This window comes from Blastomonas sp. UPD001, from assembly GCF_003426715.1.
GTDB lineage: Bacteria > Pseudomonadota > Alphaproteobacteria > Sphingomonadales > Sphingomonadaceae > Blastomonas.
The window spans coordinates 1,582,303-1,597,631 of sequence record NZ_QKVT01000001.1 but is presented as its reverse complement, the minus strand read 5'-3'; the positions used below and the strand labels follow the sequence as shown (position 1 = coordinate 1,597,631).

Annotated in this window: 21 protein-coding genes, 1 tRNA gene and 1 pseudogene; 12 read left to right on the top strand and 11 right to left on the bottom strand. The window is 65.1% G+C overall.

The features are described 5' to 3' along the window. From DM995_RS21775 to DM995_RS08165, 4 genes and pseudogenes are all read right to left on the bottom strand, one after another. Positions 1-283 (bottom strand): annotated as a pseudogene (locus DM995_RS21775) (hypothetical protein); the annotation flags it as partial. A gap of 59 nt (positions 284-342) precedes the next feature. Beyond that, positions 343-418, bottom strand: a tRNA-Thr gene (locus tag DM995_RS08175). A gap of 32 nt (positions 419-450) precedes the next feature. Beyond that, positions 451-1,344, bottom strand: coding sequence for a hypothetical protein (locus tag DM995_RS08170; RefSeq protein WP_116970375.1), 894 nt, complete (start codon positions 1,342-1,344; stop codon positions 451-453). A gap of 5 nt (positions 1,345-1,349) precedes the next feature. Continuing rightward, on the bottom strand, positions 1,350-2,627 hold the full coding sequence (locus tag DM995_RS08165) for a serine hydrolase domain-containing protein (RefSeq protein WP_116969097.1): 1,278 nt from the start codon (positions 2,625-2,627) through the stop codon (positions 1,350-1,352). Between the two features lie 153 nt (positions 2,628-2,780). Here DM995_RS08165 and DM995_RS08160 point away from each other — a divergent pair, with 153 nt between their 5' ends. Together DM995_RS08160 and DM995_RS21770 are read left to right on the top strand one after the other, a co-directional pair. After that, positions 2,781-3,068, top strand: a complete 288-nt coding sequence (locus tag DM995_RS08160) for a BrnT family toxin (RefSeq protein WP_116969096.1) — start codon at positions 2,781-2,783, stop codon at positions 3,066-3,068. Beyond that, the gene (locus DM995_RS21770) at positions 3,025-3,348 is read left to right on the top strand and encodes a hypothetical protein (RefSeq protein WP_198669298.1); all 324 of its coding nucleotides are present in this window, start codon (positions 3,025-3,027) and stop codon (positions 3,346-3,348) included. The genes DM995_RS08160 and DM995_RS21770 overlap by 44 nt, the downstream gene beginning before the upstream one ends. On the opposite strand, the gene DM995_RS08155 is transcribed toward DM995_RS21770, so the two are convergent. Then, positions 3,345-4,667 (bottom strand): replication-associated recombination protein A, encoded by a 1,323-nt coding sequence (locus DM995_RS08155; protein ID WP_116969095.1) that lies wholly within the window; start codon positions 4,665-4,667, stop codon positions 3,345-3,347. The two genes, DM995_RS21770 and DM995_RS08155, sit on opposite strands and share 4 nt — an antisense overlap. A gap of 128 nt (positions 4,668-4,795) precedes the next feature. Between DM995_RS08155 and DM995_RS08150 the strand changes: the two genes are divergently transcribed. Further along, positions 4,796-5,437 (top strand): PadR family transcriptional regulator, encoded by a 642-nt coding sequence (locus DM995_RS08150; protein ID WP_116970374.1) that lies wholly within the window; start codon positions 4,796-4,798, stop codon positions 5,435-5,437. 82 nt (positions 5,438-5,519) lie between these two features. Here the strand turns inward: DM995_RS08150 and DM995_RS08145 are convergent, their stop codons facing one another. Continuing rightward, on the bottom strand, positions 5,520-6,023 hold the full coding sequence (locus DM995_RS08145) for a sterol desaturase family protein (RefSeq protein ID WP_116969094.1): 504 nt from the start codon (positions 6,021-6,023) through the stop codon (positions 5,520-5,522). A gap of 142 nt (positions 6,024-6,165) precedes the next feature. On the opposite strand from DM995_RS08145, the gene leuC reads away from it, so the two are divergent. The 8 genes from leuC to grxD all read left to right on the top strand — a co-directional run bounded on the left by leuC (position 6,166) and on the right by grxD (position 11,405). Continuing rightward, on the top strand, positions 6,166-7,593 hold the full coding sequence (gene leuC, locus DM995_RS08140; protein WP_116970373.1) for a 3-isopropylmalate dehydratase large subunit: 1,428 nt from the start codon (positions 6,166-6,168) through the stop codon (positions 7,591-7,593). Positions 7,594-7,668: 75 nt separating this feature from the next. Then, entirely contained in the window at positions 7,669-8,502 is an 834-nt protein-coding gene (locus DM995_RS08135) for an N-acyl homoserine lactonase family protein (protein ID WP_116969093.1), read from the top strand. Between the two features lie 4 nt (positions 8,503-8,506). Then, positions 8,507-8,692 carry a hypothetical protein gene (locus tag DM995_RS08130; protein ID WP_023836410.1) on the top strand — a complete coding sequence of 62 codons (186 nt, stop codon included), beginning with the start codon at positions 8,507-8,509 and terminating at the stop codon, positions 8,690-8,692. Beyond that, positions 8,679-9,272 (top strand): 3-isopropylmalate dehydratase small subunit, encoded by a 594-nt coding sequence (leuD, locus tag DM995_RS08125; RefSeq protein ID WP_116969092.1) that lies wholly within the window; start codon positions 8,679-8,681, stop codon positions 9,270-9,272. The genes DM995_RS08130 and leuD overlap by 14 nt, the downstream gene beginning before the upstream one ends. Positions 9,273-9,391: 119 nt before the next feature. Beyond that, a complete protein-coding gene (locus DM995_RS08120; RefSeq protein WP_116970372.1) occupies positions 9,392-10,387 on the top strand; it encodes an NADPH:quinone oxidoreductase family protein in 996 nt (331 codons plus the stop codon). 90 nt (positions 10,388-10,477) lie between these two features. Beyond that, complete coding sequence (locus DM995_RS08115) at positions 10,478-10,804, top strand: DUF1476 domain-containing protein (RefSeq protein ID WP_031317586.1); 327 nt, start codon at positions 10,478-10,480, stop codon at positions 10,802-10,804. 3 nt (positions 10,805-10,807) lie between these two features. Further along, positions 10,808-11,041, top strand: a complete 234-nt coding sequence (locus DM995_RS08110; RefSeq protein ID WP_116969091.1) for a BolA/IbaG family iron-sulfur metabolism protein — start codon at positions 10,808-10,810, stop codon at positions 11,039-11,041. A 31-nt stretch (positions 11,042-11,072) separates the two neighbouring features. After that, on the top strand, positions 11,073-11,405 hold the full coding sequence (gene grxD, locus DM995_RS08105; protein ID WP_060977175.1) for a Grx4 family monothiol glutaredoxin: 333 nt from the start codon (positions 11,073-11,075) through the stop codon (positions 11,403-11,405). 106 nt (positions 11,406-11,511) lie between these two features. Here the strand turns inward: grxD and rarD are convergent, their stop codons facing one another. After that, a complete protein-coding gene (rarD, locus tag DM995_RS08100) occupies positions 11,512-12,420 on the bottom strand; it encodes an EamA family transporter RarD (RefSeq protein WP_023836416.1) in 909 nt (302 codons plus the stop codon). Positions 12,421-12,429: 9 nt separating this feature from the next. Beyond that, a complete protein-coding gene (locus tag DM995_RS08095; protein WP_060977173.1) occupies positions 12,430-12,651 on the bottom strand; it encodes a hypothetical protein in 222 nt (73 codons plus the stop codon). Positions 12,652-12,839: 188 nt separating this feature from the next. On the opposite strand from DM995_RS08095, the gene DM995_RS08090 reads away from it, so the two are divergent. Continuing rightward, positions 12,840-13,223 carry a glycine zipper 2TM domain-containing protein gene (locus DM995_RS08090; protein ID WP_023836418.1) on the top strand — a complete coding sequence of 128 codons (384 nt, stop codon included), beginning with the start codon at positions 12,840-12,842 and terminating at the stop codon, positions 13,221-13,223. Positions 13,224-13,280: 57 nt separating this feature from the next. On the opposite strand, the gene DM995_RS08085 is transcribed toward DM995_RS08090, so the two are convergent. The 3 genes from DM995_RS08085 to DM995_RS08075 form a co-directional block, all read right to left on the bottom strand. After that, on the bottom strand, positions 13,281-13,577 hold the full coding sequence (locus DM995_RS08085) for a (2Fe-2S) ferredoxin domain-containing protein (RefSeq protein WP_116969090.1): 297 nt from the start codon (positions 13,575-13,577) through the stop codon (positions 13,281-13,283). 29 nt (positions 13,578-13,606) lie between these two features. Then, on the bottom strand, positions 13,607-14,140 hold the full coding sequence (locus DM995_RS08080; protein WP_031317587.1) for a J domain-containing protein: 534 nt from the start codon (positions 14,138-14,140) through the stop codon (positions 13,607-13,609). Between the two features lie 32 nt (positions 14,141-14,172). After that, positions 14,173-15,329 (bottom strand): tetratricopeptide repeat protein (locus tag DM995_RS08075; RefSeq protein ID WP_198669297.1); only part of this gene is annotated, 1,157 nt, incomplete at its 5' end.

Genomic DNA, 15,329 nt, shown 5'->3' with positions numbered 1-15,329 from the left:
CGGGCGAGCGCGAGGCGTTTTCCGCGGGCTTGGGGCTGTCCTGCTCGGTCTTTTCTGCGGTGGGCTCGGGTGTCACGCCGAACACCGTCATCAGCGATTCCTCTCGCTTTTCGCTCGGCGGCGCGATCGACAGCGAGAGCAGGGCGAGCACGAACAGCAGCTCGGCGATCAGCGCCAGGATGATGCCGCCCGCCCGCTCGCCCAATCGCGAGCGCAACGCCTCGCGCAAGCGTGCCAGGCGGGTCGTTACAGCGGGGGAGGTTTCGGCAGAGGTGAAGTCCATCAGCGACAGGCGTGCTTTCGTGCGATTGCGGCCCCCCAGCCCCTGAGCGCACCCGCAGATGGTGCCGCTTGTCGGATTCGAACCAACGACCTACCGCTTACAAGGCGGTTGCTCTACCAGCTGAGCTAAAGCGGCGTACCCATCGCGATTGCGGGGCGTGCCATGCGCTATTTGACGCCAAAGGTCCAGCCTTCAGTGCGGCGGATCGCCTCATCTAGCGCGGGCGGATGCCAGAAGCTGTGCCACAATTGCTCGTCGCGCGCGGCATTGCGCAACCAGGCGGCGGTGATCAGCGCATCGGTGCTGTGATCGTCATGCGCCAGCAGCGGGGCAGGTGGCGGCGCGCCGAGCGCGGCGAGTGCCTGATGCAGCGCGTCGGCATCGCGCACCTTGCTCCGCCCGCCGGCAATTCCTGCGGCGCGCGCGGCGATGCTGGTATAGATTTCGACGATCACCGGGCCCGTGTCGGGCACAGGGTCGAACGGCCATATGGGCACGCGCCCCGCCAGCCGGTGCAGCACGCGCATGCCGGTGAGGCTCGACTTGCCCACCTGCGCCGCGCCGACCAGATTGAAGCAGCTCGCGCTGTTCGCCTGTTTCGTGCGCCGCTGGTGATGCTCGACCGCGCGCAGCCGCCCGGTGCCCAAGGTGCCGAACCGGTCGCCGGTATCGCCCTTGCCGTGGCGGAAATAGCGCCGCGCCTCATCGTGCCGCACGAAGCTGCTCGCGGCGAGATGCTCGTCCTCGGCGCACAGCCGGTCGACCAGCGCCCAGAGGCCGCGCGCGTCGGCAGGGCTATGCTCCCAGTCGGGGAAATAGCTGCCAGCATCGACAAACGGGAAGGTGGGCGACAGGTCCAGCCCGATCAGCATGTCGGTGCCTGCCTCGGCATGCGCGAGCAGCCAGTCGAGCGCCGCGCCGCGCGACCAGCCGCCTTGCGGGCGCAGCAGCACAGGCCGCGCGTCTTCGTCGGCGGCGATGGTCGCCAGCGCGAGCCCCCGGGGCCGCGCCACCGCCTGGCCCGACCAGTCGAAACAGGCATAATGCTCGAAGCGGCGCATCGCGATCAACGCATGGTCTTGAGCACCTCGGCGGTGAATTTGGCGATGTCGAACTGGTCGCCTGCGCTGTCATAGCCCCGCCGTACGATCACCAGATCGCGGCTGGGGATCACGACCAGATACTGGCCGCGATTGCCGAACGCGGCAAAGGCGTCGGCAGGTACGCCCTCGCTCTTGTTCATCAACCAGAAGCTCGCGCCATAGCCGAACTCGCCGTCGGGCTGGGGGCCGGCGGGATTCGTCACATAATCGCGCCAGCCTGCGGGCAGCACGCGCTGGCCGTCCCACATCCCGTCATTCAGGTATAGGAGCCCCATTCGCGCCATGTCGCGCGCGGTGGTCCAGACCTGGCTCGAGAGGATGTAATTGCCCTGCCAGTCGGTCTCCGCCCAGGTGCGGGTCATGCCGATCGCATCGAACATCTGGTGCGGGTGCAGATCGGGCGCGGCATCGCGCGCGGCGAGCGTGGCGAGCAATATGTCGTTATTGGAATAGCGGAAGGTCGCGCCCGGCTGATGCAGCATCGGCCACAACGTCGTCCACTGGCGTACCTCGCCCGCACCCATATAGACCGCGTCGGTGCGGTTGCCGGCGCTGTCGCTGACGAGCCCGCTGCCCATGCGCAGCAGGTGATCGACCGAGATCGCGCGGCGCGGATCGCCGGCCACGTTCCATTCGCGGATCGGCGTTGCGGGTATGGTGAAGCCCTTCTGCCGAACGAAACCGATATAGGTGCCCGCCATCGACTTGGCGACCGACCAGGTGCGCTGCGCGGTGTGCAGGTCGTGCCCCTGCTTGTAGCGTTCCTGCACGATGCGCCCCTTGTGGACAATCACCACGCCGCTGGTCTTGCCGCCAAAGGCTTTCGCATCGAACGCGCTTTCGATCAGCGTGTCGAACGGCGTGATCATCATCACGCGCGGGTCGCTGGCATTGGCATCGCCCATCGGCCAGGGGCGGTCGTCGAGGCTGCCCGCAGGCGCGCGCTCCAGATCCTCGCCGGGCAGGCGGCGGCCGTCATTGGTCCAGCCGATCGGCATCGAGGTGCAGCCGGTGACCGGATTGTGCCGGGCCACGCGCGGCGGCATGTCGTCGGCAAAACCGACGCTCACCTGATGCGCCGCCTCGTCGATCTCGGCCTTCAGCGTAGGCACGATCGGCGCGATATGCGGATAGATGCCCGAAAGCTCGTCCGCCTCGATATCGGCGAGCGTCTTGTTTCCGTTCCACAGGCCCGAACACAGGAACTGCGCCTTGTATCCTGCCGCCTCGGCTATCGTCATACGCGTAGGGCCTGCAGGCGGGGGTGTCTGCTGCGCTGCCGTCGGGGGGGCTGTCAGGGCTAGAGCCAGGGCAAATCCCGCGATAGCCTGGGAAAAGCGGGCAGGGCGGAACGGCTTTGGCATCATCAAACACTCCAGCGTGGGCAGAGCGTTATGGAATTTGAATGGGACGAAGCCAAGCGCTTGATCAATCTGGAAAAGCACGGGATCGATTTTGGCGATTTGGCCGAGTTCTGGGAGGGTGACCTGCTCAATCCGGCAGCGGTCCGCGACGCCGGTGATGAACTGAGGCTGCTGGCCCTGGGAGTCACCCGGGGTGACGGCAGGATCATTGCTGTGGTATACACAGTGCGTGGCAGTGCAATCAGGCTGATCAGCGCTAGGCGAGCGAGCAGATATGAGCGAGAGGTTTTCAGATCGCGTTTCGGCTACGGGGAATGAGGCATCCCGGTCAGACTGGGCGCGTGTCGGTGCTCTGACAGATAGTGAGATCGATGCAGCTATCGCTGCGGATGACGATACCTTTGCTCTGACGCCCGCTGATCTGGAATCGGATGGCCCAGGATTCAAATTCGTCGACCGCGGAGAGCAGAACTGGTGCTGGCTATTCTACGGTGAAGGAGGGCAGCTGCTGGCCCGAAGCGGCCAGACCTACCAAAACTTGGTGGATGCGATTGCCGCCGCCGACCACATTCGGCGGAGCTTCGCGAAAGCCGCCTAACCCCGCTGCTTCCGCAAATCCTCCCACACCCGCATGCGTTCGGCGATGCGGGCTTCATAGCCGCGTTCCACAGGCTGGTAGAAGCGCTGCGGTTCCATCTCTTCGGGCCAGTAGTTCGCGCCGGAAAAGCCGTCTTGCGCGTCATGGTCATAGGCATAGCCCTTGCCATAGCCGATATCCTTCATCAGCTTGGTCGGCGCATTGAGGATGTTCTGCGGCGGCATCAGCGATCCGGTGGCCTTGGCAGCCTTCCACGCGGCCTTCTGCGCGGCATAGGCGGCGTTCGATTTGGGCGCGGTGGCGCAATAGAGGCAGGCCTGGACGATAGCCAGTTCGCCTTCGGGCGAGCCCAGGAATGCATAGGCATCCTTCGCGGCTAGGCACTGCAGCAGCGCCTGCGGATCGGCCATGCCGATATCCTCGCTGGCAAAGCGGGTGATACGGCGCAGCACGTAGAGCGGCTCCTCGCCCGCGACCAGCATGCGCGCGAGATAATAGAGCGCTGCCTGCGGATCGGAGCCGCGCATCGCCTTGTGCAGCGCGGAGATGAGGTTGTAATGCCCCTCGCGATCCTTGTCATAGACCGGCATCCGGCGGTGGAGCAGAGCAGCAAGGCCCGCCGGATCGAGCGGTGCCTCCACCTGGATCGACAGCAGGGTCTCGACCTGGTTGAGCAGGAATCGGCCATCGCCATCGGCCGAGGCGATCAGCGCGGCGCGGGCATCTTCGGTCAGCGGTAGCCCTTTGCCCGTCAGCCGTTCGGCGCGCGCAATCAGCTCGCCCAGCGCCGCCTCGTCGAGCCGCCGCAGGATCAGCACCTGGCTGCGGCTGAGCAAGGCGGCGTTGAGTTCGAACGAAGGATTCTCGGTCGTCGCGCCCACCAGCACCACGGTGCCGCGTTCGACAAAGGGCAGGAATCCATCCTGCTGCGCACGATTGAAGCGGTGGATCTCGTCCACGAACAGCAGGGTACGCTGGCCCGCGCCAGCCATCTTCTCGGCATCGGCAAAGGCCTTCTTGAGGTCTGCGACGCCTGAAAAGACGGCCGAGATCGCGACGAAGCGCATCCCCGTCGCCTCGCCCAGCAGCCGCGCCATGCTGGTCTTGCCGGTACCGGGCGGCCCCCAGAGGATCATCGAGGACAGCTTGCCCGCCGCCACCATCCGCCCGATCGCGCCTTCGGGGCCGGTCAGATGGTCCTGACCGATAATCTCGGAGAGCGAGCGAGGCCGCAGCCGGTCGGCCAGCGGCGCGTCGGGGCCGGGCGCAGGATCGGCCTGGCCGTCAGCGCCGGGCAGGGTGTCGAACAAATCGCTCATCGTGTCGACGCTAGCCGCTCGCGCGGAATCGCGAAAGAGCAGGTCATCGCATTTTGCCGCTTGACGAAAATGCATCAAGATATATCTTAGAGCCATCGAGATACACAGGAGTAAGAATCGATATGACGATGCGTTTCAGAATGGGCGGTGGCCCGCGCGGCCGCGGGGATTGCGGCAAACCCTTCATCGCGATGAGCTTCGGTCCCGGTAGTCGCGGCTGGGGTGGCGACTGGGATTTTGGCAATTTCAGCTTTGACGGCGGCGGCCGGGGCGGACGTGGCGGCGGTGGTCGTGGACCGCGCGGGCGTCGCCGGATGTTCGACGGCGGCGAATTGCGGCTGGTGCTGCTGGCGCTGATCGAAAAGGAGCCGCGCCATGGCTATGACCTGATCAAGGCGATCGAGGAGATGGCCGGCGGCCAATATGCTCCCAGCCCCGGCGTGGTCTATCCCACGCTCAGCCTGCTGGAGGATACCGGCCTCATTGCCTCGGTCGAGACCGAAGGGTCGCGCAAGGCGTTCCGCATCACCGACGCCGGTGTGGCGGAACTGACCGAAAAGCGTGAGGAAGCCGATGCGCTGATCGCGCGGCTCACCGAAGCGGGCGAGGAGCGCGAACAGCGCGCCGGCGGTCCGCAGATCGGCCGCGCGGTCGGCAATCTGATGGCGGCGATGGCGCACCGTCTCGCCAGCGGCGAGGTCGATGCCGAGTTCAAGCACCAGGTCGCCGAAATCCTCGACGAGGCCGCGCGCAAGATCGAGCGGCTGTAAGCGGCAAATCGCCGATTAGGATGACAATAATGCAAGAAGCGGGTCTGGCGGCGGACAAGCCGTCAGGCCCGTTCTGCCATGTTCAGCTGGCGCCCACCGAGTCCCGCACGACGGCAATGCCCGCCTCGCGCTGGCGCTTGAGCTCCTGTTTCAGCTTCACCGGGTCCTCGGCGACGATGAAGCCGAAGCTGACCCCGCCTTCCTTGCCGATGGTCGCATGGTGAAGCTTGTGCGCCTGAACGAGGCGCTTGGCATAGCCGCTCTTGGGCACCCAGCGGAAATAGCGCTGATGCACCAGCCCGTCATGGATCAGCGTGTAGATAAGGCCATAGATCATCACGCCGACACCCATCCAGGTCGCAGGCTCCCACAGCCACGCGCCGATGATGAACAGGCTGATCGAGATCGCCGATCCGACGATCGCGTACAGGTCGTTCTTCTCGAACGTGTTGTTGTGCGGCTCGTGATGGTCGCGGTGCCAGCCCCAGCCCCAGCCGTGCATCACGTATTTGTGGCTCCACCACGCCACGAATTCCATGGACGCGACGGATGCTATCACGATGCCGAAGTTGATGAGGACCTGCATGGCGCCAGAATAGGCGCATTCGCCACCCGATTGAAGAGGGCATATTGTCCCGGTTGCAATGGCAACCAAATCCGCGCTGGATTTGGGCAAAGGGTTCTGCCAAGCGACCAGCGAAGACCGGTTTGAAGGGGTAATCTGCACGATGGCTCAGGCAAGGACGCTGTACGAGAAAATCTGGGACGCGCATGTCGTCGACCAGCGCGACGATGGCACCGCGATCATCTTCATCGACCGCCATCTCGTGCACGAGGTGACCAGCCCGCAGGCGTTCGAGGGGCTGCGCATGGCCGGGCGCAAGGTGCGTCGGCCCGATCTGACGCTCGCCGTGCCCGACCATAATGTGCCTACCACCGCGCGCGTCGACGCTGCGGGCAATCGCATTCCGATCGCCGATCCCGAAAGCCGCGCGCAACTGGAGGCGCTGGAGCGCAACGCGCCCGCGTTCGGCGTTCCCTATATCAGCGCGACCGATATCCGCCAGGGCATCGTCCATGTCATCGGCCCCGAACAGGGGTTCACGCTGCCCGGCTGCACCATGGTCTGCGGCGACAGCCATACCGCCGCGCATGGCGCGCTGGGCGCGCTCGCCTTCGGGATCGGCACGTCGGAGGTCGAGCATGTGCTGGCGACGCAGACGCTGCAGCTCAAGCGATCGAAATCGATGGAAATCCGTGTCGAGGGCGATCTTCCCGCCGGTGTCAGTCCCAAGGACCTGATCCTGCACATTATCGGCCAGATCGGCGCGGCGGGCGGCACCGGCCATGTCATCGAATATCGCGGCCGCGTGTTCGAGCAGATGTCGATCGAGGGCCGGCTGACCATCGCGAACATGTCGATCGAGGCAGGCGCGCGCGCCGGGCTGATCGCGCCCGACGACACCACCTTCGCCTATCTCAAGGGCCGTCCAATGGCGCCCAAGGGGGCCGATTGGGATGCGGCGGTCGCCTATTGGCGCACGCTCAAGACCGATGACGGCGCGGTGTTCGACACATCGGTGGTCATCGACGCCGCCAATGTCGCGCCCTCGGTCACCTGGGGCACCAGCCCCGAGGATGTCGTGCCGATCACCGGCGTCATCCCCGATCCCGACAGTTTCGAGGATGCCTCCAAGCGCGCCGCCGCGCAGAAATCGCTCGACTATATGGGCCTCACGGCGGGCACGCCGCTCACCGAGGTCCCGGTCGAGCACATCTTCATCGGTAGCTGCACCAACAGCCGGATCGAGGATCTGCGCGCGGCCGCCGAAGTGCTGAAGGGCCGCCGCAACGCGCCCGGCATCAAGTCGGCGCTGGTCGTGCCCGGCTCGGGCCTGGTGAAGCGCCAGGCCGAAGAAGAGGGGCTCGACCGCATCTTCATCGAGGCCGGATTCGAATGGCGCGAGCCGGGCTGCTCGGCGTGTCTCGGCATGAACCCGGACAAGGTGCCGAGCGGCGAGCGCTGCGCCTCGACCTCGAACCGCAATTTCGTCGGCCGCCAGGGCCCCGGCGCGCGCACGCATCTGGTCAGCCCGGCGATGGCGGCCGCGGCAGCGGTGACCGGACGGCTGAGCGATGTGCGCGAGCTGGTGTAATCACACGTTATTGCCAAACGCGATTGATGCTAAAAAAAGTGCTTGACCAGAGATTGGACAACAGGAGCTAATGACATGCGCAAGCTGCTGAGCTTATTGGCGATTTCCGTCAGTTTCACCATCACCCCCGCCTCTGCCCAGCAGGCCGAGGTCAAGCTATGGCGGCTCGATTGCGGGACGGTTGCGGCCAATGATCTCAACGCCTTTTCGGATACCAAGGCCTATACCGGCCAGTCGAAGCGGCTGACCAGCAGCTGCTATTTGATCCAGCATGGCAGCGACTACATGCTCTGGGACACGGGGCTTCCCGCCGCGATGAAGGGCAAGCCGCTCGACACCAAAGCGTCGATGGACGCGACCGTGACCGCGACGATCAAGGAGCAGCTGGCGACGTTGAATGTCGATCCCGCCTCGATCAAATATGTCGCGGTCAGCCATTATCATTTCGACCATATCGGTCAGCTCGCCGATTTTCCCGGCGCGACGCTGCTCGTCGGCAAGAACGACTGGCAGGCGGTGACCACCGATCCCGCGACTTATGGCGCCGATCCCAAGCCGTTCGAACCCTGGATCAAGGGCGGCAGCAAGGTCGAGGCGGTGGCGAACGACAAGGACGTGTTCGGCGACGGATCGGTCACCATGCTGCGGCTGCCGGGCCATACGCCGGGGCATAACGGGCTGCTGGTGCGCCTCAAGAAAAAGCCGGTGCTGCTCACCGGCGATCTCGCGCATTTCAGCGAAAACTATAAGAGCAACGGCGTGCCCACCTTCAATTACGATCGCGCCGAGACGCTCGCGTCGCTTGACCGGTTCAAGAAACTGGCCGACAATCTCAATGCGACAGTGATCATTCAGCACGAACCGGCGGACATCAAGAAATTGCCGGCATTTCCCCAGGCAGCGGAGTAGGAAAGTGACCAAGGACAAGAAGAACGGCTGGTCCAGCGGCGCCATGGCAGGCGCTGCGGTGGGATCGGCGGCCCTGGCAGCGGCATTGCTCTACGTCGGCAAGCAGTTCGCCAAGCCCAAGCCGGCTGCGGCCCCCAAGCCCGAAGAGCCCGGCGCCGAAGCGACCGAGGGGCCCCATGCAACCGATTGACCGCGTCGAAGGCCGCGCCATTCCCTTTGGGCGCAAGAATGTCGATACCGATATCATCATCCCCGCGCAGTGGCTGAAGACGATCAGCCGCGAGGGCCTCGGCAAGGGCGCGTTCGAGACGGTGCGCGCCGAGCCCGGCAATGTGTTCGACGATCCCGAATTTGCAGGGGCCCCGATCCTGATCGCGGGCGACAATTTCGGCTGCGGGTCGAGCCGCGAGCATGCCGCCTGGGCGCTGACCGATCTGGGCATCACCGCGGTGATCGCGCCGAGCTTTTCGGACATTTTCTCGAGCAACGCGTTCAAGAACGGCATCCTTACCGTGGTGCTGCCGCAGGAAGCGGTCGACCGGCTGATGGAGGTCGCGGCGACCGATCCGATCCATATCGATCTGGAAAGCCAGACCGTGACCACGCCGTTCCAGGACCGCTTCACCTTCGAGATCGATCCGTTCCGCAAGACCTGCCTGATGCAGGGGCTCGACGAGATCGGCCTGACGCTCGCCAAGACCGACGCGATCAGCGCCTATGAGGCGAAGCTGGCAATCGAGACGCCCTGGCTGGTTCCAGCAGCAGCATAATCTCGTCATTCCCGCGAACGCGGGTATCCCGCTTCTGCACCCGGAAGAAGGGAAAGCGGGACCCCCGCATGCGCGGGGGTGACGAAATGAAGATCCAAACAACCGGAGAGAGCCCGAAGATGAAAGCCCTTTTGTCGAATGCCGCAGGTGGCCCCGAAACGCTGGAAATGACCGAGGTCGACGCACCCGTCGCGGGCGCAGGCGAGCTTCTGGTCGCGGTCAAGGCCTGCTCGATCAACTTCCCCGACGCGCTGATCATCAAGGACATGTATCAGCTGAAACCCCAGCGCCCGTTCGCGCCGGGCAGCGAGATCGCCGGGATCGTCGAGGCGGTGGGCGAGGGCGTCACCGGCTGGGCGGTGGGCGACCGCGTGATCGCGGGCACCGGCTTTGGCGGGCTGGTCGAGAAGAAGGTGGTTTCGGCCGCCGGAGCCTATAAGCTGCCCGATCAGTTCAGCTTCGAACAGGGCGCGTCGCTGCTGATGACCTATGGCACCTCGATCCACGCGCTCAAGGATCGCGGGCACATCAAGCCGGGCGATACGCTGCTGGTGCTGGGTGCGGCGGGCGGCGTCGGGCTGGCGGCGGTCGAACTGGGCAAGGCCTATGGCGCGCGCGTCGTCGCCGCCGTCTCGAGCGAGGAAAAGGCCAGGGCCGCGCGCGAGGCCGGCGCGGACGAGACAGTCGTTTACGAACGTCAGCCTTTCGACAAGGCGCAGTCCAAGGCGCTGGCCGATGCGTTCAAGCAGGCGGTGGGCCCCAACGGCGCGGATATCGTCTATGATGCGGTCGGCGGCGACTATTCGGAGCCGGCGGTGCGCGCGATGGCCTGGGAAGGGCGCTTTCTCGTCGTCGGCTTTCCCGCCGGGATCGCCAAGCTGCCGCTCAACCTCACGCTGCTCAAGAGCTGCGATGTCTGCGGCGTGTTCTGGGGGGCGTTCGCGGCGCGCGAGCCGCAACGCAACGCCGCCAATATCGCCGAGCTGTTCGATCTGTGGGCGGCGGGCAAGATCTCGCCGCGCATTTCGGAAAACTTCGGCTTTGCCGATGCGCCCAAGGCCATCGCGAAGCTTGAAAATCGCAAGGCAATCGGCAAGCTTGTCGTGACGATGTAACCAGCGGAATCATGCGGTTTGGCGCTTGCCGCTGCGCCTGGCTCGGCCTATGCGCAAACGCCAGACCTGAATGACCAACAAGGGATCGACATGACCAGTTTCAGTGACCGCGAACGCGCATTCGAAGCCAAGTTTGCCGCCGATGAGGATCTCCAGTTCCGCATCACCGCCCGCCGCAACCGCCTGGTCGGGCATTGGGCCGCGCAGCAGATGGGTCTGACTCCGGAAGAGACCGAAGCCTATGCCAAGTCGGTCGTGCAGGCCGATTTCGAGGAAGCGGGCGACGAGGACGTGATCCGCAAGCTGCTGGGCGATCTCGTGTCGGCCGGCGTCGATATCGACGAGCTGGGCGTGCGCACCGCGCTCGAGGCCAAGATGGCCGAAGCGCGCCGCCAGTTCATCGAGGAGTCGAACTGAGCCATGCCGATGGCCGCTGCCGAAATCGAGGCCTTGATCAAGGCGGGCATCCCGGATGCCGAGGTCACGATCACCGATCTTGCGGGCGATGGCGACCATTATGCAGCGCATGTCGTGGCGGAAAGCTTCCGCCCGATGACGCGGCTTGCCCGCACGCGCGCGGTCTACGCGGCGCTCGGCGGGCGCATGGGCGGGGAACTCCACGCCTTGCAACTGACCACCGCGCTTCCCAGCTAATTGCCATCTGCATATTCAAGGGAGCATCCCGATGACCGACACCGCACAGGCCCGTATCGCCGAAATCGTCAAGGCGAACGACGTCCTTCTGTTCATGAAGGGCACGCCGCTCTTCCCGCAATGCGGCTTTTCCAGCCGTGCCGTCGCCATTCTCGACCATCTGGGGGTGGATTATGAGAGCGTCGACGTGCTGCAGGACATGGAAGTCCGCCAGGGCATCAAGGAATTTTCCGACTGGCCGACCATCCCCCAGCTCTATGTGAAGGGCGAGTTCATCGGCGGATCGGACATCATGATGGAAATGTTCGAAGCGGGCGAACTGCAGACGCTGATGCAGGAAAAGGGCCTGGTTTCGGCGGGCTGAGCCTTGCCAGCTGGCTTTTTGGCGCGTCACCCCCGCGAAAGCGGGGGGACGCTTTTTTAACCCCCGTCGAGCAGGAGCGGGATTCCCGCGTTCGCGGGAAGGGCGGTCAGGCCGCTTGCTGAGCCACCCGCGCCGCCCTCGATCGGCGCACCCCATCCAGACAGAACACCGCCACCGCGCTCCAGATCAGCGCAAAGCAGATCGCATGCGCGCGGGTGAACGGCTCATCATAGACGAACACGCCGAGCATGAACTGGATGGTCGGGCCGATGAACTGGACGAACCCCAGCGTCGATAGTGGCATCTTGCGCGCCGCGCTGGCAAACAGCAGCAGCGGTATGGTGGTGATCGCGCCGCCCGCGATCAGGAACGCATCGGTATAGCCGGAATAGCCGAAGCCCGGCGTGGGGTCGTAGAGATGCGCCCAGATGGCATAGCCGATGGCAAAGGGCAGCATCAGCACCGTCTCGCAGGCCAGGCCCGGCAGCGAGCCGACCGGGGCCATCTTGCGCACCATGCCATAGAGGCCGAACGTTCCCGCCAGCGACAGGCTGATCCAGATCGAGGCGAGCGATTCGCTGGCGAGCACCAGCACGCCCGCCGCCGCCAGCGTGATCGCGATCAGCTGCGTCCGGTTCATCCGTTCGCTGAAGAACACGACGCCCAGCGCCACGTTGATCAGCGGGTTGATGTAATAGCCCAGGCTTCCGGCGAGGATATGCTCGTTGGTGATCGCCCAGATATAGATCAGCCAGTTGCCCGCGATCAGCGTCGTGCTGGCGATCATGAATCGGCGCGTGCGCGGATCGCGGATCGCGATGAGGAATTCGTGCAGCGACTTGCGCGCCCACAGGATCGCCAGCACCAGCAGCACCGACCACATCACCCGGTGCGCGACGATCTCGACGGGGGAAATGCCCTGCAGCTGCTTGAAGAACAGCGGCATGAAGCCCCAGATGGTATAGGCACCGACCGCTTCGGGCAGGCCGTTCAGTTGCTTGGCTTCACCGCTCATGGCGGCGCGTTAGAGGATGCCGCCACCCAGCGATAGCCGGATTATGCACACGACGAGCACGATCAGGCAAAGATTGCGCCCCGTATTGCTGCTCGACAGAAACCCGAGCAGGACGCCGACCAGCGCGATCGGCACGATCAGCCAGTTGAGCGCGCCGAGCAGCGGCAGAAAGGCGGGGATGGCCAGAAGCAGCGCCACCAGACCGATAATGATCGAAAGAATGTTCAGCATGTGTCTTATATGTATAAGACAGCACTTCGTTGCAAGCTATTTCACGGCTCATCGCTGAAAAGCCTCCACTCGTCGGCGAAACGACCGGATTCGCGCATGTTGTCTGCCGTTCATGAAACTGCCTTTGAGGATGAATGTTGTTAGGTTCGAGCCGGGCCAAACGTCCGGAGCCATTGTGGAGAAAGCCCATGTTGAACCTTGCCCTTGCCAGCGCCGCCGCGTTCCTGAACCCCGCGCCCGCGGCTCCGGTCGCCCTGCCGGTATCGACCAATTTCTATTCGCAGGATGCCGCCGAATTCCAGCGTCGCGACGAGCGTCGCGCCTATCGCGAAGGACGTCGTGACGGTCGCCGCGAAGCGCGCAACAACCGCTACTGGCGCGGCAATGACGGCCGTTACTATTGCCGTCGCGACAATGGCACCACGGGTCTGCTGGTGGGTGCCGGCGTCGGCGCGCTGGCCGGCAACGCGATTGCCGGACGCGGCGACAAGACGCTCGGCGCCGTGATCGGTGGCCTGGGTGGTGCGGCGATCGGTCGCGAGATCGACCGAGGCAACGTCCGCTGCCGCTGATTTCACCATTACCCTGGTGACGAAGGGCCTCTCCCGGCGACGGGAGGGGCCCTTTTGCTATGCGCCGAGCTCTTCCGCAAGTCGGTCGATATCGGCATCCTCGCGCACGATCTGCCAGCGGTCGGGATGGCGCGTGTCGATCAGCACCACGCCCTTTTTCGGGCAGATATCGAGACATGGCACCTCGACCACGCCCAGCCGCGCCTTGCGGCCCTTTCCGGCGGGCAGGCGGCGCTTGAGTGCCTTGGCGAGCGAGTGGTCGCCCTCGGGGCCGAAGCTCGCCTTGGCGCGTTTCTGGCATTTCTTGCACACCAGCAGCGCATGCGACCACTGGCTACGGATTTCGGTTTTCATGGGGGGCAGATAGGAACGCGGGCGCGCGATTACACGCCTTTCCAGGTCTTTCGCTCTTCGGCGCTGCGCAGCACCGCATAGGCCGCCTGGATCGCCTGAAAGCGCACCGCTGCCTCCTTGTCCCCCTGGTTGGTGTCGGGGTGATTGGCCTTGGCGAGGCGGCGATAGGCCTTTTTCACCTCCTCGAACTCGGCATGCACATCGCATTCGAGCACGTCGAGCGCGCGCATCTCGTCGCGGCTGCGCGATCCATCACCCGATCCCGTCCAGCCGTGAAAGGCGGATTCGCGATAGCCCGAACTGTCGCGTTGCTCCTCCGCCGCGCGCGCCGCCGCCTCTTCCTTGTCCAGCCCGGCGAAATAGTCCCATCCCTGGTTGTATTCGGCGGCATGCCGTTCGCAGAAATACCAGCGGTCGCGGCTGTTGGGCGATTTGGGCGCTGGGCAATTGCCCGGCTGATCGCAGCCATGCCGATCGCACATGCGCACGGCCTCTGCCTCGCGCGAAGCGCCATAGCCTCGCCAGCGAGGGAAACCCCAATCGGTGGATCGTCTGCCTGCCATGACCGGCATTTAGCGATGCGAGCGGGGAAGGGCTAGGGGGTAGCGCGTTCGGGCAGGACGATGCTGGCGAGCACGGCGCGCCGGCCCGGATCGAGTTCCTTGTGCGATAACGCCAGCCTGGCCCAATAGTCCGCTTCCCTGGGCGATCGGGGAACGCCGAGCCCATCGGCAAAGCGCCGTGCCTGCAGGAATTGCGATCCGGCAAAGCCGCCGCTCGCGCCGCGCGTGCAGTGCCGCTCGGCCGCTGCACCGGCCAGTTCATTGCGAAAATAGGCCAGTTCGCACAGCCAATGATCGCCCTCGCGATTGCCCTTGGCGGCCAGCGCATCGAGCATCGCCGTTGCGGTACCCGTTTCGCCGATATGCGCACCCAGGGCGAACATGGCAAAGGGATGGCCCTTGGCGGCGGCCTGCTCGAACAGGCTGCGCGCACGCTGCTTGAGCGCCGCGACCTTCGTGGAATCGCGCTCGCCGCGCGCCTCGACGATCAGCAGATCACCCAGATGCGACTTGGCTTTCGCGTAGTCCTGCGCCGCTGCCAGTTCATACAGCTCGCGGGCGCGGGCCGCCTCTGCGGGCGCATGGGCGCGGAGGAAATAGCCCAGCTCCAGTTGCCCGGCGGGGTGGCCCTGCGCGGCCGACTTTTCCAGCCAGGTCCGGGCCGCAGCCAGATCCTTGGGGACGCCCACGCCGAATTCGGCCATATAGCCGAGCAGATATTGCGCGACCGGATCGTTGTTCGCCTGCGCCGCGCTGACCAGCGCCGGGACGCTCGCTCTGGTCAGCAGATCGGCGACGAGATAGGGCTCGTCCTCGGTACCCAGCCGGTCGAGCGTAAAGCCGGCAAGCAGGTTTACGGTCTGCGGCATCGCCATCAGCAAGGCACCCGGCGCGCTGCGAATGGCGCCTGTTCGCGCCCTGGGTGCGGCAGCAGGCCGGGTCGGCGGGGTTCGGTTCTGGGCGTCGGCGGCTCCCGCAGCGCCCTGCGGCTGCGGCGCGAGGGCCTGTGACGCCAGCGGCATCAGGAAGAAATCCTCGCGGAACTGGCCGTAGCGCACCGGATATTGCGCCGGATCGATGACGGGCCGCGTCCGCTCCTCGACGTCGCGCGCGACGATCTTGAGATACTGGTCGAGCTCCAGCCCCGGCGTGGCGCTGTACTTGGCGATCGCGGCGGCAAACGGGCTGA